The sequence below is a fragment of the Pantoea sp. RIT-PI-b genome (genome assembly GCF_001187905.1).
In the GTDB taxonomy this organism is placed as follows: Bacteria; Pseudomonadota; Gammaproteobacteria; order Enterobacterales; family Enterobacteriaceae; genus Pantoea; species Pantoea nemavictus.
The window spans coordinates 113,663-134,324 of the sequence record NZ_LGIS01000030.1 but is presented as its reverse complement, the minus strand read 5'-3'; the positions used below and the strand labels follow the sequence as shown (position 1 = coordinate 134,324).

Here is a 20,662-nt window from a genome sequence, read left to right as displayed (position 1 = left end):
TGATGATCAGGTCAGACCTGTTTGGCAATGATGCCTTGGTCGAAAATTACAGGTGATTGCAATGAGCAAAGCGCAGCCGCTGCTGACGCGTCAGGGTGAACGTATCGCCATAACCCATGGATTGCGCACGCCTTTTGTCCGCCAGGCGACAGATTTTCACGGTATTCCCGCGCTGGAGTTAGGGCGCATGGTGGTGAGTGAACTGATGGCGCGCAGTGAATTGCCGGTGGAGGTGATCGATCAATTGGTGTTTGGCCAGGTGGTGCAGATGCCGGAAGCGCCTAATATCGCGCGTGAAATTGTCCTGAGCAGCGGATTAAGCGTACACACCGATGCTTATAGCGTCAGTCGTGCCTGCGCCACCAGCTTCCAGGCGGTGGCAAACGTGGCGGAGAGCCTGATGGCAGGCACCATTGATGCCGCGATTGCCGGTGGCGCGGACTCTTCTTCAGTGTTACCGATTGGCGTCAGCAAAACTCTGGCGCGTGCCTTGGTCGATCTTAATAAAGCGCGCAGCTTTAGCCAGAAACTCAGTATTCTTCGTCGTTTACGTCCGCGCGATTTGTTGCCGGTGCCACCGGCGGTGGCGGAGTACTCCACCGGGCTGCGTATGGGCGATACCGCCGAGCAGATGGCGAAAAGCCACGGCATCACGCGCCAACAGCAGGACGCATTAGCGCTGCGTTCGCACCAGCATGCGGCACGCGCCTGGCAATCCGGTGTGCTGGCGCAGGAGGTGATGCCCGCTTTTGTGCCACCGTGGAAAGCCCCTATCGAGCAAGACAACAATATTCGTTTTAACGCTAGCGCTGCAGATTACGCCAAACTGCGCCCGGCGTTTGATCGTCGCCACGGGTCGGTTACGGCTGCTAACAGCACGCCGCTGACCGATGGCGCGGCGGCGGTGATTCTGATGCGTGAAGGCCGGGCGCGCGAGCTTGGCATCAAACCGCTGGGCTATCTGCGCAGCTACGCTTTCACCGCCATTGATGTCTGGCAGGATATGCTGCTTGGTCCGGCGTATGCCTCACCGCTGGCGCTGGATCGTGCCGGTGTCACGCTAAATGATCTGACGCTGATTGATATGCACGAAGCCTTTGCTGCGCAGACGCTGGCGAACCTGAAGATGTTCCGCGATGAACGTTTTGCGCGCGAGGTGTTGAATCGCTCCCATGCGTTAGGCGAAGTGAATGAAGAGCGTTTTAATGTGCTCGGCGGATCAATTGCTTATGGCCATCCCTTTGCCGCGACCGGCGCGCGCATGATCACGCAAACGCTGCATGAACTGCAGCGGCGCGGCGGTGGTTTAGGATTAGTCACCGCCTGTGCGGCGGGTGGCTTAGGCACGGCAATGGGTCTGGAGGCTGAATAATGAGTGAATCTGCTTTTCATTTACAGATGCGGCTTGACCACGTCGGTGTGATTACCATCGATGTGCCGGGCGAGAAGATGAACACGCTGAAGGCCGAGTTTGTGCCACAGATTAAAGCGGTGCTGGATGAAGCACGCAGCCATAAGGATTTGGCGGGTTTGGTGTTGATCTCCGGCAAGCGCGATAACTTTGTTGCCGGTGCGGATATCAGCATGATTGCCAGCTGCAAAACGGCGGAAGAAGCTGAAGCGCTGGCGAGGCAGGGCCAGGATGTGATGGCGATGATCGCCGCGTTGCCGTTTCCGGTGGTGGCGGCGATTCACGGTGCCTGCCTTGGCGGCGGCCTGGAACTGGCGTTAGCCTGCGATGCGCGCATCTGTTCACTGGATGACAAAACGCGTCTCGGTTTGCCGGAAGTACAGCTCGGTTTATTGCCAGGTTCCGGCGGCACGCAGCGTTTGCCACGGCTGATTGGCGTGCAGCAGGCGCTGCCGTTAATCCTTACGGGCAAACAGCTGCGGGCTAAACAGGCACTCAAGCTCGGCATTGTTGACGATGCGGTGCCGCAATCGATTCTGCTGGATACAGCGATTGCATGCGTACATAAAGGAAAAGGCACACGCCGGGAGCTATCGCGCCGCGATCGCCTGCTGCAGGGACCGATTGCGCGTCAGGTGCTGTTTTCCCTAGCCCAGCGTCAAACCCACAGCAAAACCCAGGGTAACTATCCGGCAGCCGAGCGCATTCTGCAGGTGGTACGCATCGGTGTGGAGCAGGGCAGCGCCGCCGGGCATGAAGCAGAAGCACGCGCCTTTGGCCAGTTGGCGATGACGCCTGAATCGGCGGCGCTGCGCAGCCTGTTTTTCGCCTCAACCGCTTTAAAGAAAGAGGCGATGGCGAGTGTCGAACCGCAAACGCTAAAACAGATTGGCGTACTGGGCGGCGGGTTGATGGGCGGCGGCATTGCCAGCGTTACGGCGTTGAAAGCCGGATTACCGGTGCGTATTAAAGACATCAATCTCAGCGGCGTGAATCATGCTCTTGAGTACAGCTGGGATCTGCTGAGTAAAAAGGTGAAACGGCGCCAGCTGAAAGCAGCCGAACGTCAGCAGCACATGGCGCGCATTAGCGGCGGTATTGATTACCAGGGTTTTAGTCAGCGCGATGTGGTGATTGAAGCGGTGTTTGAGGATTTAGCGCTTAAGCAGCAGATGGTTAGCGAAATTGAAAGTCATTGCCAGCCGCATACGATTTTTGCCTCCAACACCTCGTCATTACCGATTGGCGATATCGCTGCCAATGCGCAGCGTCCCGAAAATGTTATCGGCCTGCATTACTTTAGTCCGGTAGACAAAATGCCGCTGGTTGAGGTGATTCCGCATGCCAACACCTCGGCACAAACGCTGGCGAATACGGTGCAGCTGGCACGGCAGCAGGGAAAAACTGCGGTGGTTGTAGCCGATCGTCCTGGCTTTTACGTCAACCGCATCCTTACGCCGTATATAAATGAAGCACTGCACTGTTTGCAGGAAGGTGAGCCGATCGAGCATATCGACCGTGCGCTGGTCAAATTCGGTTTCCCGGTTGGGCCGCTGCAGCTGCTGGATGAAGTGGGAATTGATGTCGGCAGTAAAATCAGCCCGATTCTTGAGCAGGCTTATGGCGCACGTTTTAGCGCGCCCGCCGCTGCGAACGCGATTCTCGCTGACGGCAGGAAAGGGCGCAAAAACCACAAAGGTTTCTATCTCTATCAACGCTCGCGCTGGCCGGGTAAACGCAAAGCGGATGCGTCCATCTACAGCTTGTTGAACACCAAGCCGCAGGCGAGGCAGAGCGAAACGCAAATTGCCGAACGCTGCGTCATGATGCTGCTAAATGAGGCGGCACGTTGCCTGGATGAAGCGGTGATCCGCAACGCGCGTGACGGGGATATCGCTGCCGTGTTTGGCATCGGTTTCCCGCCATTTCTCGGTGGGCCGTTCCGCTATATGGATCAGCGCGGAGTTGGCGATATCGTTAAAGCATTAAGGTCATTAATGCAGCAATACGGCGAACGTTTTACGCCTTGTGAGGCGCTGATTGCATTGTCAGAAGAACAAACGAATTTTTACACTTCTGCACAATCATGAATAGGCGCACAGATTCAGCGGGTTAGTATGGTGGACGCGCAGCGGCTTGCGCGGCACCATTCTGAGATATGCTTATTTAATAAACAACCGGTTGACTATACTGAAGCCATTGGGGTAAAACACACCGTTCATTCGCAGAATGAAGCGTCTGGTGCTGTGGTACCGGGCGATATCGACAAACAACAGCGGTGCTTTATGCAAGTTTTTATCATGCGTCATGGCGACGCAGCTCTGGAAGCAGCGAGTGATTCAGTTCGTCCTCTCACCCTCTGTGGCTGTGACGAATCGCGTCAAATGGCGAGCTGGCTCAACGGCAAAACGCCAGAAATCGATCGGGTTTTAGTCAGTCCCTATTTGCGTGCCGAGCAAACGCTCGCAACGGTACGTGAAACGCTGAAGTTGCCGGAAGGGCAGGATGTGTTGCCGGAACTGACGCCGGGTGGCGATCCAGGCATGGTGGCCTGTTATCTGCAGGCGCTGGCGCAGAAAGGCGTTAAGTCAGCATTGGTGATTTCGCATCTGCCGCTGGTGGGTTATCTGGTGTCTGAACTTTGCCCGCAGGAAGCGCCGCCAATGTTCGCCACCTCAGCGATAGCCTGCGTAAACTTTGATGCAGATGCCTGCGAAGGTAAGCTGGAGTGGCAGGTCAGTCCGTCAAAATTGGCCAAAGCAATTTAATCTCTCTGTGGGCCGCCAATGCGGCCCTATCCTGATATACCGCAGCCTTTACGGCAGTTCTGGCGGTTGCCACTCTTCCACTTCTATCAGTACCAGCAGCGCCGCGTCGCCGCCGAACATTTTCGGTGCCTGATGAAATGCCATCACGTGCGGATGCTGCGCCAGCCATAGCGGCGTTTGCTGCTTGAGAATGTGTTTGCCGTGCCCGGTCATCACGCTGGCGCAGAACAGATGCTCACGGCGACAGGCGGCGATCAACGCGCCGAGTTCCTGTTTAGCCTGCATTTGCGTTAAGCCATGTAAATCGAGAAAAATTTCCGGCGTGTAATCGCCGCGACGCAATTTTTTCTGCTCGTAATGGCTGACGTCAGCACGCACATAACGCACCGGTCCTTCGCTGGATAACAGCGGCTGAAACTCGTCAGAGAAGTAATGGCTATTATCTGCTTGTTCTGAAATCAGACGTTTCAACGGCCGTTCGCGCGTTTTCACCACCGGTTTATGTACGATAGTGTCCTGTTTCAATTTGCGGGTTCCACTCATCAACTGGCGGAACATCTCCTGGTCGTCCTGGCTTAGCGGCGTTTTCTTACTCATGGCTCGGTTATGGGTTCAGAAAAGGCTGGTTAACAGCCGGTGGCATACCTTAACCGTTAGCGTTAACAAATGTCAGCTTTTTCACCTCGCCGCGCTGAATTCTGCCCGGCTTCGTGGCACACTATCGGCCGATTGATTTTATGGCCTGCGGAGGGCTACGTGGACAAGATATTCGTCGATGAGGCAGTGAATGAACTGCACACCATTCAGGACATGCTGCGCTGGGCTGTCAGCCGTTTTTCGGCGGCTGGCATTTGGTACGGTCACGGCACGGATAATCCCTGGGACGAAGCAGTCCAACTGGTTCTGCCGACGCTGTGGCTGCCGCTGGATATTCCAGAAGATATGCGCAACGCGCGCCTGACCGCTAGCGAGCGGCATCGCATTGTCGAGCGCGTAATTCGCCGCGTTAACGAGCGCATTCCGGTGGCTTATCTCACCAATAAAGCCTGGTTCTGTGGCCACGAATTTTACGTTGATGAGCGCGTATTAGTGCCGCGTTCGCCGATTGGTGAGCTGATTGAGAACCGTTTTGCCGGTTTGATCAGTGATTCGCCCAATCACATCCTTGATATGTGTACCGGCAGCGGCTGCATCGCCATTGCCTGTGCTTATGCTTTCCCGGAAGCGGAAGTGGATGCAGTGGATATCTCCACCGATGCGCTGGCCGTCGCCGAGCAGAACATTGAAGAGCATGGCTTGCTGAACCACGTCACGCCGATTCGTGCCGATCTGTTCCGCAACTTGCCGCCGGTAAAATACGATCTGATCGTCACCAATCCACCTTACGTGGATGCGGAAGATATGGACGATCTGCCGAACGAATACCGCCACGAGCCGGAGCTTGGTCTGGCTGCGGGTAGCGATGGCCTGAAACTGGTGCGTCGCATTCTGGCCTGTGCGCCAGAATACCTCACCGAGCAGGGCGTGCTGATTTGCGAAGTCGGCAACAGCATGGTGCACATGATCGATCAATATCCAGATGTGCCGTTTACCTGGCTGGAGTTCGATAACGGCGGTGACGGCGTGTTTATGCTGACGCGTGAGCAAATTGTCGCAGCACAGCATCACTTCTCATTCTTTAAAGACTAAATACGCGGGCGAGTGCTCGCCCGCAACATTGCAACAAGGAACCAGCATGGCCGGAAACAGCATCGGACAAGTTTTTCGCGTAACCACTTTTGGCGAGTCGCATGGTATTGCGCTGGGCTGCATCGTTGATGGCGTGCCACCCGGCATTCCGCTCACCGAAGCCGATATTCAGCACGATCTCGATCGCCGTCGTCCTGGCACCTCGCGCTACACCACCCAGCGCCGCGAGCCGGATCAGGTGAAAATTTTGTCCGGCGTGTTTGAGGGCGTCACCACCGGCACCTCGATCGGCCTGCTAATTGAAAACACCGATCAGCGTTCGCAGGATTACGGCACCATCAAAGATCTGTTCCGTCCGGGTCATGCCGATTACACCTACGAGCAGAAATATGGCCTGCGCGACTATCGCGGCGGCGGACGCTCTTCCGCACGTGAAACCGCGATGCGCGTAGCGGCAGGTGCAATTGCCAAGAAGTATCTGCAGATGAAGCACGGCATTGTGGTGCGCGGCTATCTGGCACAGATTGGCGACGTGGCCTGCGAGTTGAAAGACTGGAGCATCGTGGAAGAGAACCCGTTCTTCTGCCCGGATGCATCCAAGCTGGAGGCGCTGGATGAACTGATGCGCGGCCTAAAAAAAGAGGGCGATTCCATTGGCGCCAAAGTCACCGTGCTGGCCGAAAACGTGCCGCCGGGCTTAGGCGAGCCGGTGTTTGATCGTCTGGATGCGGATCTGGCGCATGCGCTGATGAGCATCAACGCGGTGAAAGGCGTGGAGATCGGCGACGGTTTCGCGGTGATCAACCAGCGTGGCAGCCAGCATCGCGATGAAATTCGTGCGAACGGTTTCCAGAGCAACCACGCGGGCGGCATTTTAGGCGGCATCAGCAGCGGCCAAACCATCAGTGCCAATCTGGCGATGAAACCAACGTCGAGCATTACCGTGCCAGGCAACACCATCACACGTGACGGCGAAGAAGTGGAGATGATCACTAAAGGTCGTCACGATCCTTGCGTCGGCATCCGTGCGGTACCGATTGCCGAAGCGATGATGGCGATCGTGTTGATGGATCACCTGCTGCGCCAGCGCGCGCAAAACGGTGACGTCAACAGCAGCGTTCCGCGCTGGTAAGCCCGATGATGCGCTGTCTGCTCATCACCTGTGTCGCGCTGTTGTGCAGTGCGGCCGCCGTTGCCGCGACGCCGTGGCAGCAAATCCATCAGCCGATTGCCGGCACTCCCCAGTCGATTGGTGGTTTCGCCAACGGCTGTATTGTGGGTGCGCAACAGCTGCCGCTTAACTCAGCAAATTATCAGGTGATGCGCCAGGATCAGCGCCGCTATTTCGGTCATCCCGATCTCATCGCCTTTATCCAGCGCCTCAGTACCCAGGTTCATCAGCTGCAGCTGGGACAAGTGCTGATTGGTGATATGGGTATGGCAGCAGGTGGACGTTTCAGCAGCGGCCACGCCAGCCATCAAACCGGTCTCGACGTTGATATCTGGCTGCAGCTACCGAAAACCCGCTGGACAGCGCAGCAATTGCTGAAGCCGCAGCCGCTCGATCTGGTCTCTGCGGATGATAAGCAGGTCATTGCGCGTCACTGGCAACCCCAAATTGATAGCCTGATTAAACTGGCAGCGAAAGATGAGGAAGTCACACGTATCTTCGTCAACCCGGCGATTAAACGGCAGCTGTGTGCCGATGCGGGTAGCGATCGCGCGTGGTTAAATAAGGTGCGTCCGTGGTTTGCCCATCGCGCGCATATGCACGTGCGTCTGCGCTGTCCGGCCGGCAGTCTGGAGTGCGAGGATCAAGCCGCACAGCCGCCAGGCGATGGCTGTGGTGCCGAGCTGGATAGCTGGTTCCTGCCGAAAAAACCTGGCAGCACGCCGCCGGTGAAAAAGACGCCGCCGCCATTGCCGCCGTCATGTCAGTCTTTATTAGACCATCACTTACTATAACCGTGAGAATTTGAGTTGCAGCAAGGCGGCAAGTTCGTTCAACTCCAGGAGCTTACTTGAGTAAGTGACTGGAGTGAGCGAGCGCAGCCAACGCAGCTGCAGCTCAAAGGATCGCGGTTATTTGAGGAATAAAATGGATTGGTTTGTTGTCAGCCCGCTGATCATCGGCGTGCTGTTTTTTGTGGCGATGCTGGCGGCATTTATCGACTCCATCGCCGGTGGCGGTGGTTTGCTCACCGTGCCGTCGTTGCTGGCAGCCGGGCTTTCTCCCGCGCAGGCGCTAGCCACCAATAAACTGCAGTCGGTCGGCGGATCCTTCTCCGCCAGCCTCTATTTCATCCGTCGCGGTGCGGTGAAGCTGAATGAGCAGTGGCTGAATATCGTCATGACCTTTCTCGGCGCGATAGCTGGCACCGTTCTGATTCAGCATTTGCAAGCGGATGTGCTGCGCCAAATCTTGCCGCTGCTGCTGATCTGCATTGGTTTGTGGTTCCTGCTGATGCCACGTTTGGGAGAAGCGGATCGCGAACGTCGCCTGCAGGGTTTGCCCTATGCGCTGGTCGGCGGCGGCTGCGTCGGTTTCTACGACGGATTCTTTGGTCCAGGCGCAGGTTCCTTTTACGCGCTGGCCTTTGTCACGCTGTGCGGCTTTAATCTGGCCAAAGCCACCGCCCACGCCAAAATCCTAAATTTCACTTCGAATTTTGGCAGTTTGCTGTTCTTTATGTTCGGCGGAAAAGTAGTGTGGGGCACCGGCGCGATTATGCTGCTTGGGGCCTTTATCGGCGCGCGCCTCGGCGCCAGGCTGGTGCTGAGCCGCGGCCAGAAGCTGATCCGCCCGATGGTGGTGACGGTTTCTGCGGTGATGAGCGCCAAATTATTGTGGGATAGCCACGGCAGCGAAGTGATGGCCTGGCTGGCAACGCTGTAATCCAATACTCGTCAAGACCGGCTGCCAATGCGACAATGGCGCCGGTTTTTTTTAAAGATTAAAAATTATGAGTACAACACACCATTACGATCAGCTGATTGCCATCTTTGATGGCTGCTTTGTTGACGATTTTCAGACCCGTCTAATTAAAGGCGACGACGAACCTATTTATCTTCCAGCGGATGAAACCTCACCGTGGAATCGCGTGGTATTCGCGCACGGCTACTATGCCAGCGGGCTGCACGAAATTTCCCACTGGTGCATTGCCGGTGAAGCACGCCGCAAACTGGTGGATTTTGGCTATTGGTACTGCCCGGACGGCCGCGATGCGCAAACGCAGAGCCAGTTTGAAGCGGTGGAAGTTAAACCGCAGGCGCTGGAGTGGTTGTTCTGCGTTGCGGCGGGCTTTCCCTTCAATGTAAGTTGTGACAATCTCGAAGGCGATTGTGAGCCAGATCGCATAGCGTTTCAGCGCAAGGTTCATGCACAGGTGATGACTTATCTGGAGCAGGGCATTCCGCCGCGACCGGCACGTTTTATCGAGGCGTTAATCCAGTATTACGGCACGCCGGCACTGACGGCGGCACAATTCCCTTGGCCGGAAGATCTATAATCCGCAAAGGATATAAGAAGAGAGGAAGAGATGATCGTAGAATTTGAGACCCGCATTCTGGCCCTGATTGATGACATGGTCGATCACGCCAGCGATGATGAGCTGTTTGCTGGCGGCTATCTGCGTGGTCATCTGACCCTGGCAGTGGCGGAGATTGAGCTGAGTGGCGAACACACGCCGGAAGCGCTGCAAACTCATGTCACCAACAGCCTGCAAAAAGCCATTGCAGCTGGTGAGTTGTCGCCACGCGATCAGGCCTTAGTCACTGGCATGTGGGACAATCTGTTCCTGCAGGCGCGCCAGAGCGCTTAACCTTTCGGGGCGATCGCTCGCCCCGCAGATTATCGACCCGCCTTTTTGCCCTTCAGCAGTTTACGTACCCAGTAGCGATTTGGATGCATGGCCGCCAGCGTCGCTGCATCCAGCGGCTGCGGTTCACCGCTCATCTGTGCCGCCAGCACTTCGGCTGCTAAAGGTGCGCTGCACAAGCCGCGCGATCCCAACGCCCCCAGCACAAATAACCCTGCATGCACTGGCGCCTCGGCCACGGTTGCACCGTGCGCTCGCTGCTCCGGAAGATCCGCATACTGCGCCAAAGTGGCGTCGTAATCCGGCGCGCTGCCGCTCATCGGCAGATGATCGCGCGTGGCGCAACGCACGCCGCAGCGCGCCTGATGGTCACTGATATCTACCTGCTGTGGCCATGCGCTTTCTGGTAGGCAGTTGATTAGCCGCTGACGATTTTCTTGCTGGTCGTCGGCGCGAAAATCAGTCGCGGTATCGCCACGGTGATAGCTGGCACCCATACAATGGGTAGCGAAAGTGGGGCTGACCGGCGTGAGATAGCCGTCATAACACAGCACGGTGCGCAGTTCGCCGAGCGACGGATTAGTGGGTACGTGACTCACCTGACCCGCGACAGCATAGACCGGCAGCGCTTTACTCTGCTCAATCTCCAGCAGCGCATGTCCATTCGCCAGCACCACCTGCTGATGCTGCACCGGCGGCTGCTGGCTAAAGTGCAACGTCCAGCGCTCTCCATCAGGTGTTAACTGAGTAAGACGATGCTGCCAGTGAAGGCGTAACCCCAGCGATTGCGCATGTTCCAGCAGATTGCTGGTCAGCTGCGAAGGTGAAAGCCAGCCACCTTGCGGATAGAAAATGCCGCCGAAAGCGAGTTCGACGCCCGCCAGCTGCTCCGCTTCTTCTTTATTAACGCCGCAGGCGATTTCGTGCGGCAGATCCATACTGAGCATCTGCGCGATTTTCTCGGCGCTTTTTGCATCCCAGCCGAGCTGCAGCACGCCGCTCCAGTCATGTTCAAACATCACCGGCAGGCGATCGTAAAGACGACGGGCGAAACCAAAGGCGGCCGGGAAAAAGGTGGCCAGCGCCGGATCGTGCTGATTCAGCAGCGGATAGAGTGCGCCCTGACGATTGCCGGATGCGCCCAATGCTGGCGCATCATCAGCGCAATATAAGGTGACGCGCCAACCACGACGCAGCAATGCCAATGCCAGCACCGCGCTGGCGACGCCGCCGCCAATCAACGCCACATCCTGGCTGGCTGCTTGCTGTCGCGCGTACCACGGCTGGCTGTGGGGCAATGCAACCGCGTGCTGCAGTGAGCCGATTAGCATTTCACGCTTGTGGCCGAATCCTTTGCGTTTCTGCATGCTGAAACCCGCGTCCTGCAAGCCGCGGCGTACAAAGCCAGACGCGGTAAAGGTTGCCAGCGTGCCGCCCGGACGCGCCAGGCGTGCCATCGCGGCGAACAGCTCGGGCGTCCACATCTCCGGATTTTTCGCCGGTGCGAAGCCATCAAGGAACCAGGCATCCACCTGACGATGCAGACTGTCATCAAAGGTGTGAATTAGCGCGTTAATATCACCAAACCAGAGATCAAGCGTCACTTCGCCGCCGTTAAACAGCAGGCGCTGACAGCCCGGTAACGCCTGTGGCCACTGCTGTTGCAGCTGTGCGGCCCACGGCTGCAGCTCTGGCCAATGCGCATGGGCGGCGATCAAATCCGCGTGCGTCAGCGGGAATTTTTCACAGCTGATAAAGTGCAGGCGCTTTAGCGGGGCATTAGGATGCGCGGCGCGGAAGCGATCGAAGGCTTGCCACAGGGTGAGAAAGTTCAGACCAGTCCCAAAACCGCTCTCGGCAACAATAAATAAATCGCGCGCATGGTCGGTAAAACGTTGCGGAATCTGGTTGCCATCGAGGAACACATAGCGCGTTTCCTCCAGTCCATTATCATTGGAGAAATAGACGTCACCAAACACTCGAGACACAGGTGTACCCTGTTCATTCCAGTTTATTTGGGCATGTTCAACCGGGGTTATTTTCACGGGGAAAGGCTCATATTTCAGGCAGTGGCGCGAGTTTAGCGACAGACGTCACATGACGCAAATTTACAAAATGAAATGGCTGATCGGACTTGTTCGGCTTACAACTGTACGCTAGAGTGCACGTCAATCCAAAAGAGTGGAACGAGGACTATTGAATGAAACGTGCAGTGATTACTGGCCTGGGTATTGTTTCCAGCATTGGTAATAACCAGCAAGAAGTGCTGGCTTCTCTGCGTGAAGGCCGTTCGGGTATTACTTTCTCTGAAGAGATGAGAGATGCCGGAATGCGCAGCCACGTATGGGGCAACGTCAAACTGGATACCAACGGGCTCATCGATCGCAAAATCGTGCGTTTTATGAGTGATGCTTCGATCTACGCTTATCTGTCTATGGCTGAAGCTATCAAAGATTCTGGCCTGACTGACGAACAGTATCAGCAAAATCCACGCGTTGGCCTGATTGCCGGTTCTGGCGGCGGTTCTCCGCGTTATCAGGTGTTTGGTGCGGACGCGATGCGTAGCCCACGCGGCCTGAAAGCGGTGGGTCCTTATGTGGTAACCAAAGCGATGGGTTCAGGTGTTTCGGCTTGCCTGGCAACCCCGTTTAAAATCCACGGCGTTAACTACTCAATCAGTTCAGCTTGTGCGACTTCTGCACACTGCATCGGTAACGCCGTTGAGCAGATTCAGCTGGGCAAACAGGACATCGTATTTGCTGGCGGCGGCGAAGAGCTGAGCTGGGAAATGGCTTGTGAGTTCGATGCGATGGGCGCGCTGTCGACCAAATACAACGAATCACCTGAAAAAGCGTCACGTACTTACGATGCCAACCGCGACGGTTTCGTCATTGCAGGCGGCGGCGGTATGGTGGTAGTGGAAGAGCTGGAACACGCTCTGGCACGTGGTGCACACATCTACGCTGAAATCGTGGGCTACGGCGCCACTTCAGATGGCGCAGATATGGTTGCTCCTTCAGGCGAAGGCGCCGTGCGCTGCATGAAAATGGCAATGCAAGGCCTGGATACCCCAATTGATTACCTCAACACGCACGGCACCTCAACGCCAGTGGGTGATGTGAAAGAGCTGGGTGCAATTCGCGAAGTGTTCGGCGACAACTCACCGTCCATCTCTGCCACCAAAGCCATGACCGGTCACTCTCTGGGTGCGGCGGGCGTGCAGGAAGCGATCTACACCTTGCTGATGCTGGAGCACGGTTTTATCGCGCCAAGCATTAACATTGAAGAGCTGGATGAAGCCGGTAAAGGTCTGAACATTGTGACCAAGCCGACCGAAAAAGCGTTGACTACCGTGATGTCGAACAGCTTCGGTTTCGGTGGCACCAACGCCACGCTGACTATGCGCAAACTATAACCCGTCATACTTCGAGCCGTGGGTGCGTTGGCTGCGTATGCTCACCCCAGTCACTTACTTCAGTAAGCTCCTGGGGATTTACATACTTGCCGCCTTCCCACAACTCGAATTATTTAGGGTTATCTTCCAGAATATACCTAAGGGCCGGCTAATCCGGCCCTTGTTGTTTTTGACAACTCACCTCCTGCTTGCCTACACTCTCTTTCCATCCGAAACAAAATTATCACTTCCTGCTAAATGTGAACCAAATATCCCGTTTCTGTTATGGCAGCAAGCGTGAGTCTGGTTATTACAAGGAGTTCGACCGATCATGACCACGACTGCTGACGCGCAGGCGCAATCCGTTTTGCCCTTAGCCTGCACCTCCTTTGCGGTGTTTCTGACTTATCTGACCGCCGGCCTGGCGCTGCCGGTGATCCCGCTGTATGTCCACCAGGAACTCGGCATGAGCAATCTGATGGTCGGCGTAGCGGTGGGCATTCAGTTCTTTGCCACGCTGTTGACGCGTAGCTTTGCCGGCCGTCGTGCCGATCAGCACGGCGCGAAGCTGACTACGCAGCACGGCATGATTGCCATTGCATTGGTGGGCGTGGCTTATCTGGCTGCCGCGCTGTTGCCGGTTTCACCCTGGGCGAAATTTGGATTACTGGCGCTGGGGCGCCTGATGTTGGGGTTTGGTGAAAGCTTACTGCTGACCGGTAATCTCACCTGGGGGATGGGGCTGGTGGGCAGTAAACGCTCTGGCCTGGTGATGTCGTGGAACGGCATGGCGATTTACGGATCGCTGGCGGCTGGCGCTCCACTGGGCTTGCTGATTAATCAGCATGGCGGTTTTGCCGCACTCGGCGCGGTTGCGCTGCTGTTGCCATTGTTGTCACTGGCGATCAATTGCTGGATTCGCAAGGTGCCGGTTGTTGGCGGCGAGCGGCCCTCGCTGTTTAGCGTGGTAAAAACCATCTTCCAGCCGGGACTGGCGCTGGCGCTGCAGGGCACCGGTTTTGCCGTCATCGGTACTTTCACTTCACTCTATTTTGCGGCGGAAAACTGGGGCAATGCCGGTTTCGCACTCACCGCCTTTGGCTGCGCATTTGTATTGGTGCGCGTGTTCTTTGGCGGCTTGCCGGATCGGCACGGTGGCGTAAAAGTGGCGATGGTGTCATTGCTGGTAGAAACTGCCGGCTTACTGCTGCTGGCGTTTGCCAGTTCCGGCTGGATGGCGCTGATTGGCGCGGCGTTGACCGGCTGCGGTTGCTCGCTGATCTTCCCCGCGCTGGGCGTCGAAGTAATTAAGCGCGTATCGCCGCAGATTCGCGGTACTGCGCTCGGTGGCTTCTCCGCTTTTCAGGATATCGCTTACGGTGCCAGCGGCCCCTTAACCGGTTTACTGGCGACGGCGCTGGGTTACGGTTCGGTGTATGTTGCCGGTGCCTGCTGCGCCGCACTGGGAATTTTGGTTACCTGGACGTTTGCGCGTGGAGCGACAACAGCGTAACCAATTTATCGCAGGCGCTGACAATTTCTCCGGGCGTCAGCGCCGCAAACCCCAGCAACCAACCTGATTGCCTTGCATCATTGGCATAAAGCGGTGACAGGCGCGGCAGCAACAATCCCGTCTCTTTAGCCTGTGCGGTTAAGTGCGCTTCATTCCCCTGGATTAGCTCCACCGTCAACTGTAAGCCTCCCGCCGCCGGTAGTGGTTGTAGCCAGGGTTGCAGACGCGTTTCGATTTGTTCGAGCAAGCAGTCACGTCGACTGCGATACAGCTGGCGCATCAGGCGCAGATGGCTGGCAAAATGGCCTTGTTGCAGAAACTCTGCGGTGATCGCCTGAGGCAGCAGTGCGCTGTGGCCATCCATCACGCTGCGCGCGCGGCCCAGCGCCTCAACCAACTGCGGTGGCACGACCATCCACGCCAGCCGCAGCGAGGGGAACAGCGTTTTGGAAAAGGTGCCGAGGCAAATCACCCGACCATCCGCTTCTAATCCTTGCAACGCCGGGGCTGGGCGATCCTCATAGTGAAATTCGCTGTCGTAATCATCCTCAATCAACCAGCTATCATGCTGCTGCGCCCACGCCAGCCACTGTAACCGGCGCGCCAGGCTCATTGGCGTGCCGGTTGGATAGTGGTGCGCGGGCGTCAGATACACCAACTTCGCGCTGCCGTTGAGGGGAACGGCACCTTCTGCATCCAGCGGCATAGCGCGACAGTTCGCCCCGGCGGCGAGAAACGCGTTGCGTGCGCCGGGATAACCCGGCTCCTCCAGCCACACTTCATCGCCTGCATCGAGGAACATCAGCGCCAGCAACTGCAGCGCCTGCTGTGAACTGGTGAGCATCACCACCTGTTCTGCCGAGCAGCGTACGCCGCGTGAAAGTGCCAGATAGTCGGCCACCGCCCGCCGCAGCGATGGCAGCCCGAGCGGATCGCCATAGCCCATCACTTTGCTGCCCAGCGAACGCTGCACCTGATTGCTAATGCGACGCCACTGCGCGTGCGGGAAGGCGCGTAACTCTGGCGAACCCGCGGCAAACGCATGTGGAAACGGCGGATCCTGACAGCCACCGGTTGCCAGCACCTGCTGGCCGCGCTGGGAAAAGTGCGGTGAGCGGTCGATAGATGCTTTCACTGCGGGCGGCGCCATCTTAATGGAGACAAACGTGCCGCGCCCGCCGTGGCGCTGCAGATAGCCTTCGCTTTCCAGCTGCGCGTAAGCGGCTTCCACCGTCACGCGCGACAGCGATAAATCGTGCGCCAGCTGGCGGCTGGAAGGCAGTCTCTGCGCGTGTCGCAAATGTCCGCTGGCAATCGCCTGGCGCAAGGTATTGCACAAGCGCTGACGTAAACCACCTTGTGGCTGATGGCTAAACAGGGCCAAAAATGACGTGTTCATCGCGGTCTTATCGCATCGCTAAAAGTGGTATCAGGATGCAGACCACTTTGCCGTAAACTGAGGGAAAATCACAACAGGAGAATGCGATGTCAGCGGTATTGAACGTTGCGCCAGCCAGCGCGAATGAAAGCGTGGCTTATTTGCAACATAAACTGGCGTACTACACCGATGCGTGGGATTTGGCGGAAGATCTGGCGCTGGGTATCACAGCGATTGTGGTGATCGACGCGCGCTCCAGCGAGGTTTATCAGGCGGGACACCTTTGTGGCGCGATATCGTTTCCGCATCGCACCATGAATGCGCAATCCACGGCGCATCTCGATCGCAGCAAAGTGTATGTCACCTATTGCGACGGCATTGGCTGTAACGGCTCAACCAAAGCCGCACTTAAACTGGCATCGCTGGGTTTTCAGGTGAAAGAGTTAATTGGTGGGCTGGATTTCTGGAAGCGCGATGGTCATCCGCTGGCGTGGGGTGCGGCAGCGGGCGAATGGCCGCACGCCACGCCCGCTGCCAACTGCGGCTGCTAGATAAACAGCCACAACAGGAAGATGAACACGAAAATCGCAACAATCAACGTCAGGGCGGGGCGCTGAGCCAGCGGCTGCGGCAGCATCTGAATAAACGGCGACCAAATGGGCTGCGGGCGAATTTCATTATCCGCCAGCGGCTGTTCATGCAGTTTTTCAGCGCGGCGGCTAAACAGCAGATTCAGCAGATCCTGCGTCTGCGCCGGCGTTAACACGGTATTCGGCAGCGCCTGGAAACGCTGCTGGCTGTAATCCTCCAGCAGTCGCTGTTCATCATGGGTGAGCGGCTGCTTCAATGAGGTTTCCAGCATCTGCAAGGTCGGCGCGCTATGCTGCGCCAGCGTTTGACGTACCTGCAAATACTGCGTGAGCAGCGGGAAGTGGCGTGAAGGGATTGGGTCGCCACTTTTCAGATTCACCAGCTTCAGCGTATCGGCCAGCAGCTTCACCGGCGATTCGCCGGTGGTAGCCGCAAGGCGTGTCACCTGCTGATTCAGCGATTGCTGCTCTGCCGGAAGCAGGCTGCGGTCGGAAACGCGCGTCTGCTGCGGCTGCGGAATCGCCATCTGGCCATTTTGCAGCATGGTCAGCACCTGACGCAGCTGATCCTGCGACAGCGCACTCAATACCGTTTGGTTAAACTGCTGACGAATAAAGTCGCTGACCGCCTGGCGATTGTTGCCCTGCGGCAGTTTTTCCAGCAGCTGCTGCAATAACTGGCGCGTGGCGAGGCTATTTTGCACCTGGGTTAAGCGACCATTGAGATGCTGTTCCGCCGCCGGGAAGTGGCGTGATTGCAGCTCGGCTTCACTCTTTACGCCGACTTCGTGGCGGACACCGGCCCACAACTCTGGCGCTTTAAGCGTGCTCAGCGACATGATGCGCACAATCAGGCGCTCCAGCGTGGTGCGCTGGGCAGGAGACAAGGGCTGTTCACCGGCTGGACCACCCGGACGTGTCGGGCCAGTTGCTTGAGATAAAGGGGAACGATCGCCCGCGGGCACACCGGGACCGCTGAGAGGTTGCATGGCGGAATCCTTGAAAACGGGTCAGATCCGGGTGCGCCGGAAAAAAGAGGCCACATGATAGCAAAAGCCCCCAGGAAATCCACGGGGGCTATAGGTTTAATGCACAACGGATACAGATTTATTTTGTCTCAACTAGCGCTCCACGCTGACGTCGCCAGCGTTTCCACAGTGGAGGTATCACTAATACGGCAATGGCTAGCAGTAGCAGCACTTTGCTAATGAGACTTTCCCATAGAAAGGGTAGGTTGCCATTGCTGATTGACAATGCGCGGCGCAGGTTTTGCTCCAGCATCTCCCCTAAGACAAAACCTAAGATGAGCGGCGACATGGGGAAATCCATTTTGCGCAAAATATAGCCAAAAATACCTAAGCCGACCATCAGTAGCAGGTCAAATGTGGTGCTGTGTACCGCATAGACGCCAACGGCAGAAATGGCAGCGATCGTCGGTACTAAAAACCAGAGCGGGATGGTCAGCATGCGCGCGAAGATATTGATCATTGGAATATTCATAATCAACAGCATGACGTTGCCAATCAGCAGCGCGGCGATCAGGCCCCAAACAATATCTGGTTGCTCGGTGAACATGGCTGGACCCGGTGTAATATTATACAGCGTGAGTGCCCCTACCATCACTGCCGTGGTACCTGAACCCGGTATGCCGAGTGTTAACATTGGGATGAAGGACCCGCAGGCGGAGGCGTTGTTAGCCGCTTCCGGTGCGGCCACTCCGCGGATATCCCCTTTACCAAATTGATTGCTACCACTGATCTTTTTCTCGCTCATATAGGCGATGGCACTGGCAATAGTGGCTCCTGCACCAGGCAGCACGCCCACGAAGAAACCGGTGAAAGATGAGCGGAAAGTTGCCCCCGCCGCTTGCGTGGCTTCCTTCATGTTAAACATCATGCGGCCGCTGGCGCGCACTGCTTTCTGCCCAGTGCTCGTGGATTCTAACATCAGCAGGATTTCGCTCACCGAGAACAAGCCAATCACTACCACCACAAATTGGATACCATCGGAGAGGTGAACACTGTCAAAGGTAAAACGATAGACGCCGGTATTGGCATCAACTCCAATTGTCGCTAAGCCCAGACCCATTAACGCCGCGAGAAACGATTTCAATGGGTTATGGCTCATCATACTGCCGAGACAGGCGATGGCGAACACCATCAAGGCAAAGTACTCCGCTGGACCAAATGCCAGTGACCAGTTAGCCAGCATGGGCGCAAACAGGATGATGCCAAGAATAGCGACGGTGGAACCGATGAAGGAACTGACCGCCGAGATAGAGAGCGCTACGCCGGCTTTGCCCTGCTGCGCCATCGGATAGCCATCCAGCGCAGTCATAATCGCGCCAGCGTCGCCCGGTACGTTGAGCAAAATCGACGAGATACGTCCACCATACTCACAGCCGATGTACACCGTTGCCAGTAAGATTAAGGCAGATTCCGGAGGTAAATGCAGCGCAAATGCCAGCGGCATCAATATCGCCACGCCATTAATCGGGCCCAGACCCGGCAGCAGGCCAACGATGGTGCCGATAAAGCAGCCAGTTAAGGCAATCATCAGGTTCCCCGGCGTCATGGCGACGGCAAAACCCTGCATCAGGAAAGACCAGGTATCCATAGTTGACTCCTGTTAGCTAAGCCAACTGCCTACGGGCAGCGTGACATCGAGCAGTTGATCAAAGGCGTAAAACAGGGCAATGCCCATCACCACGCCAGATAACGCCGCCGCCCACCAGCGTGCACCGAACAACATACCGATGCCAAACGCCAGCAAGGTGGTCGAGAGGGCAAAGCCTAAACGCTCAAACAACATGCCATAGGTCATCAGCATGGCGCACATCAGTACTAATTTCAGCAGCGTTGCAGGTGTGGGCCACTGCACCAGATCGGGTTTACGCAACAGCATCATTACGGCGCAGATGACCATGAGACCGAGCAGTAACATGGGGAACGGACGGGGGCCAACTGGTTCATAGCTGTATTCACTTTGGAGCTGCCAGGCGATAAACAACCCGATAATGCACAGCACCAACCAGACGACCGCGAAGATACGATCACTCATCTCAACCTCCGTTATTTTGCTAAGCCGAAGGATTTGGCTGTTTCACGGTAGTCAGCCACACTTTTCTTGACGTAGGCATCTAATTCGCTCCCAAACATATTGAATTCAAAGAGCCCACGCATTTCGCGCTGTTGCTGAAACTCGTTGGTCGTTACCAGCTTTTTAAAGGCGTCTGCCCACCACTGATAAGCGGCATCGCTGACTTTTGGGCCAAGGTAGTAGCCGCGAATGATCGGCCACTCCACGTTGAACCCTTGCTCTTTAGCTGTAGGGATGTTGCCGAGTTCGCCGGGAAGTCGCTTATCGGCCATCACCGCGAGTACGCGCAGTTTACCGCCCTGCAGATGTGGCACCATTTCGCTCATGTCGCCGGAGACAACCTGAATATGCTTGCCAAGCAGGGCTGTAACCGGCTCGCCGCCGCCTTCAAAAGCGACATAACGCATTTTGCGCGGATCGATACCCGCTTCCCGCGCCAGGATCGCCGTTTTCATCCAGTCCTGGCTGCCAATTGAGGCACCGGCTCCTACCACCACTTTGGTAGGATCACTCTTCATTGCCTCCATTAGCTCCGCGAGATTTTGCCAGGGAGCATCATTTCGTACCGCAATGATGCCGTAATCCGTACCAACCGATGCCAGCCATCTCACATCGTTTTCTGAATAACGACCAAATTTGCCCTGTGACAAATTCAGCAGTGAACCGCCGGAAAAAGCGACCAGCGTGCCAGCTTCGGCAGGGCGCTGCGCGATAATGGCATTGTAGGCCACCGCGCCTACGCCACCGGGCATATAGGTAACGCGCATGGGTTTGGCGATCTGTCCGGTTTCTTGCAGCGAAACCTGAATCAATTTGCAGGTGAGATCAAAACCTCCACCAGGTTTAGCCGGGGCGATGCACTCTGTTCGATCAGGTGCTGCAGCTGAAGCCGCCGAAATAGTGAGGGAAAGTAACGTTGCGCAGCAGATGGTACGTATCATTTTTTTCATCGTTAGCTCCATTTATATCCAGAGAGTGTGATTAGTGCTAAAGATTTGTGGT

At 56.5% G+C, this 20,662-nt stretch carries 19 protein-coding genes; 12 read left to right on the top strand and 7 right to left on the bottom strand.

The window, feature by feature from the left end; all coding sequences use genetic code 11:
* Nucleotides 1-61: 61 nt before the first annotated feature.
* From fadI to sixA, 3 genes are all read left to right on the top strand, one after another.
* On the top strand, nucleotides 62-1,372 hold the full coding sequence (gene fadI / locus AC790_RS19845) for an acetyl-CoA C-acyltransferase FadI (protein ID WP_049852915.1): 1,311 nt from the start codon (nucleotides 62-64) through the stop codon (nucleotides 1,370-1,372).
* A complete protein-coding gene (gene fadJ / locus AC790_RS19840; protein WP_049852914.1) occupies nucleotides 1,372-3,501 on the top strand; it encodes a fatty acid oxidation complex subunit alpha FadJ in 2,130 nt (709 codons plus the stop codon). Before fadI ends, fadJ begins: the two co-directional genes overlap by 1 nt.
* Before the next feature lie 195 nt (nucleotides 3,502-3,696).
* Nucleotides 3,697-4,179, top strand: a complete 483-nt coding sequence (gene sixA / locus AC790_RS19835; RefSeq protein WP_036620918.1) for a phosphohistidine phosphatase SixA — start codon at nucleotides 3,697-3,699, stop codon at nucleotides 4,177-4,179.
* Between the two features lie 48 nt (nucleotides 4,180-4,227).
* Here the strand turns inward: sixA and smrB are convergent, their stop codons facing one another.
* Nucleotides 4,228-4,776: an endonuclease SmrB gene (gene smrB, locus AC790_RS19830; RefSeq protein WP_036620857.1), complete on the bottom strand. Its 549-nt coding sequence runs from the start codon at nucleotides 4,774-4,776 to the stop codon at nucleotides 4,228-4,230.
* A 159-nt stretch (nucleotides 4,777-4,935) separates the two neighbouring features.
* On the opposite strand from smrB, the gene prmB reads away from it, so the two are divergent.
* The 6 genes from prmB to AC790_RS19800 all read left to right on the top strand — a co-directional run bounded on the left by prmB (nucleotide 4,936) and on the right by AC790_RS19800 (nucleotide 9,689).
* Nucleotides 4,936-5,868 (top strand): 50S ribosomal protein L3 N(5)-glutamine methyltransferase, encoded by a 933-nt coding sequence (gene prmB, locus AC790_RS19825; RefSeq protein ID WP_049852913.1) that lies wholly within the window; start codon nucleotides 4,936-4,938, stop codon nucleotides 5,866-5,868.
* Nucleotides 5,869-5,914: 46 nt separating this feature from the next.
* Complete coding sequence (gene aroC / locus AC790_RS19820; protein WP_007889217.1) at nucleotides 5,915-7,000, top strand: chorismate synthase; 1,086 nt, start codon at nucleotides 5,915-5,917, stop codon at nucleotides 6,998-7,000.
* 8 nt (nucleotides 7,001-7,008) lie between these two features.
* Entirely contained in the window at nucleotides 7,009-7,833 is an 825-nt protein-coding gene (gene mepA, locus AC790_RS19815) for a penicillin-insensitive murein endopeptidase (protein ID WP_049853031.1), read from the top strand.
* Between the two features lie 133 nt (nucleotides 7,834-7,966).
* Nucleotides 7,967-8,764, top strand: a complete 798-nt coding sequence (locus AC790_RS19810; RefSeq protein ID WP_049852912.1) for a sulfite exporter TauE/SafE family protein — start codon at nucleotides 7,967-7,969, stop codon at nucleotides 8,762-8,764.
* A 67-nt stretch (nucleotides 8,765-8,831) separates the two neighbouring features.
* Nucleotides 8,832-9,377 carry an elongation factor P hydroxylase gene (locus tag AC790_RS19805; RefSeq protein ID WP_007889222.1) on the top strand — a complete coding sequence of 182 codons (546 nt, stop codon included), beginning with the start codon at nucleotides 8,832-8,834 and terminating at the stop codon, nucleotides 9,375-9,377.
* Between the two features lie 30 nt (nucleotides 9,378-9,407).
* A complete protein-coding gene (locus AC790_RS19800) occupies nucleotides 9,408-9,689 on the top strand; it encodes a YfcL family protein (protein ID WP_007889229.1) in 282 nt (93 codons plus the stop codon).
* Between the two features lie 29 nt (nucleotides 9,690-9,718).
* Here AC790_RS19800 and mnmC read toward each other — a convergent pair whose 3' ends face one another.
* Complete coding sequence (mnmC, locus tag AC790_RS19795; RefSeq protein WP_049852911.1) at nucleotides 9,719-11,731, bottom strand: bifunctional tRNA (5-methylaminomethyl-2-thiouridine)(34)-methyltransferase MnmD/FAD-dependent 5-carboxymethylaminomethyl-2-thiouridine(34) oxidoreductase MnmC; 2,013 nt, start codon at nucleotides 11,729-11,731, stop codon at nucleotides 9,719-9,721.
* 155 nt (nucleotides 11,732-11,886) lie between these two features.
* Between mnmC and fabB the strand changes: the two genes are divergently transcribed.
* A complete protein-coding gene (gene fabB / locus AC790_RS19790) occupies nucleotides 11,887-13,101 on the top strand; it encodes a beta-ketoacyl-ACP synthase I (protein ID WP_049852910.1) in 1,215 nt (404 codons plus the stop codon).
* Between the two features lie 310 nt (nucleotides 13,102-13,411).
* Nucleotides 13,412-14,593 carry an MFS transporter gene (locus tag AC790_RS19785; RefSeq protein ID WP_007889236.1) on the top strand — a complete coding sequence of 394 codons (1,182 nt, stop codon included), beginning with the start codon at nucleotides 13,412-13,414 and terminating at the stop codon, nucleotides 14,591-14,593.
* Here AC790_RS19785 and AC790_RS19780 read toward each other — a convergent pair.
* Nucleotides 14,556-15,992, bottom strand: a complete 1,437-nt coding sequence (locus AC790_RS19780) for a PLP-dependent aminotransferase family protein (RefSeq protein WP_049852909.1) — start codon at nucleotides 15,990-15,992, stop codon at nucleotides 14,556-14,558. The genes AC790_RS19785 and AC790_RS19780 overlap by 38 nt on opposite strands.
* Nucleotides 15,993-16,078: 86 nt before the next feature.
* Here AC790_RS19780 and AC790_RS19775 point away from each other — a divergent pair, with 86 nt between their 5' ends.
* A complete protein-coding gene (locus tag AC790_RS19775; protein ID WP_049852908.1) occupies nucleotides 16,079-16,522 on the top strand; it encodes a rhodanese-like domain-containing protein in 444 nt (147 codons plus the stop codon).
* Here the strand turns inward: AC790_RS19775 and flk are convergent.
* The 4 genes from flk to AC790_RS19755 all read right to left on the bottom strand — a co-directional run bounded on the left by flk (nucleotide 16,519) and on the right by AC790_RS19755 (nucleotide 20,622).
* Nucleotides 16,519-17,550, bottom strand: coding sequence for a flagella biosynthesis regulator Flk (gene flk, locus AC790_RS19770; RefSeq protein WP_007889255.1), 1,032 nt, complete (start codon nucleotides 17,548-17,550; stop codon nucleotides 16,519-16,521). The genes AC790_RS19775 and flk overlap by 4 nt on opposite strands.
* 118 nt (nucleotides 17,551-17,668) lie before the next feature.
* On the bottom strand, nucleotides 17,669-19,177 hold the full coding sequence (locus AC790_RS19765; protein WP_049852907.1) for a tripartite tricarboxylate transporter permease: 1,509 nt from the start codon (nucleotides 19,175-19,177) through the stop codon (nucleotides 17,669-17,671).
* Between the two features lie 12 nt (nucleotides 19,178-19,189).
* Nucleotides 19,190-19,621: a tripartite tricarboxylate transporter TctB family protein gene (locus AC790_RS19760; protein ID WP_049852906.1), complete on the bottom strand. Its 432-nt coding sequence runs from the start codon at nucleotides 19,619-19,621 to the stop codon at nucleotides 19,190-19,192.
* A gap of 11 nt (nucleotides 19,622-19,632) precedes the next feature.
* A complete protein-coding gene (locus AC790_RS19755) occupies nucleotides 19,633-20,622 on the bottom strand; it encodes a tripartite tricarboxylate transporter substrate binding protein (RefSeq protein WP_152929149.1) in 990 nt (329 codons plus the stop codon).
* Nucleotides 20,623-20,662: the final 40 nt, after the last annotated feature.